This window comes from Paenibacillus farraposensis (assembly GCF_020736845.1).
GTDB classification, from domain to species: Bacteria; Bacillota; Bacilli; order Paenibacillales; family Paenibacillaceae; genus Paenibacillus; species Paenibacillus farraposensis.
Window position 1 is genome coordinate 1 of record NZ_JAFFQR010000037.1, and the last position, 1,469, is coordinate 1,469.

Genomic DNA, 1,469 nt, shown 5'->3' on the forward strand with positions numbered 1-1,469 from the left:
CGCACAGCGATTAAAACGGTTCACCTCCCTAAAATGCCAAAAAAAATGGACTATATACCGACCAAGCTCACTCTCACAGAGGGTCATCAGCTTTGGTTGAAATGGAAGTACACTGGTGAAGATTTTAAAGCCGGTGAATTTATCGATGGCAAAGGAATCCCCAATATTGCGAATGTGACGGTTAAAGGGCCTGATTCAGGGAAACAGAAGCTTGAACAAATGTTTAATAGCGGAATTCCTGAGGTCGTGAAAAATGGACAAGAGTTTAATCACTATTTAGGAAAGGTTGACATTGGGGAAACACCTGGGACGTACAAAATATCGATTGATGCCTTTGTCAATAATCCGAATCATCCTTCTCGCGCATTGGAAGTCCCAGACGAAGCTTATCGGAACAATGAAATTAAAGCTGATTTCACTATTCAAGTAGTACCCATCGATTTAATTGCTCAATCGATCACGGCTACTCCATCCCAGGTGGAGCCTAATGAAACGGCGACAATTACAGCGAAGGTGAAAAACAATAGTGTTGAAGACCAGCAGCAGGTATTGATTCGAATAACAGCTGATAATGAAACAATCTATGAGGGACGAAAAGATATGCCTGCCAATAAACCGATTAGTGTTGGTCCGGTTAACTGGAAAGGCCGAGAAATTGGGCTTCATAATATGACCGTTCAAGTTGATCCAACCGGTGAATTCCCAGATGTTGACCGAGGAAACAACATTGCCTCAACGGCTTGTACTGTGAAGAAAGATGGCGCGAGCTCATCTTGTAGTGGTCCAAATTCACAAAGTAAATGGACAGTCACCTATCAATACATCTCCGGTTATTATAAAAATAACAGGGGAAGAAGGAGACCGATTTGGTCCACGAAGACAGTCGAATATCAGGAACATTTGAACATTAGTTCAACCGTAAATACCAAGCAAGGGATTGCTACAGATAAAGATCATCCAAAAGAAAGCGACCGGGAAAGCCGTGGTAGCTGGGCTATCATTCCCTATGCAAAACAAAATAACTTAAATGCGAATGAAGTGACACGAGCCGGCTATGGTTATGAACTAAAGGTTGTAACCAATTATTTTACAGATTGGGAAACCAAAGTCCCTAAAGGTTATGAAGGTACAGCAAAACCTATCGGTGGAACATTTATAGGGCCAAAACCTGGAGAAGTTATTGCGAAGATTTATGATCGAGAAGGGCATTATCTTAATACAGTAACGCTTGATCGAACAAGTGGAGGTAATACAGGGAAAGCTGTGTGGGAACTTCCTAAGAAAGAAGGCACATTTTTAGACGGTACCAAAGTGATTGAACGCAAAATATACACTGATAAAGATTGGTCTGATGGTGATGTTTTCGTAAAAGTTTACGTAACTGCGGAAGGCTCCAAAGGAAATTTAGTTTCATGTACGACAAACAAAATCAGAATCTTTGGCAGCATGTTTGAGGATACACAAAACGT

Annotated in this window: 1 protein-coding gene; it reads left to right on the forward strand. The window is 41.3% G+C overall.

Going from position 1 to position 1,469, the window contains the following annotated elements; all coding sequences use genetic code 11:
* Nucleotides 1-45: 45 nt before the first annotated feature.
* On the forward strand, nucleotides 46-1,469 hold a 1,424-nt coding region (locus JO375_RS06835; protein WP_229523745.1), incomplete at its 3' end, for a CARDB domain-containing protein.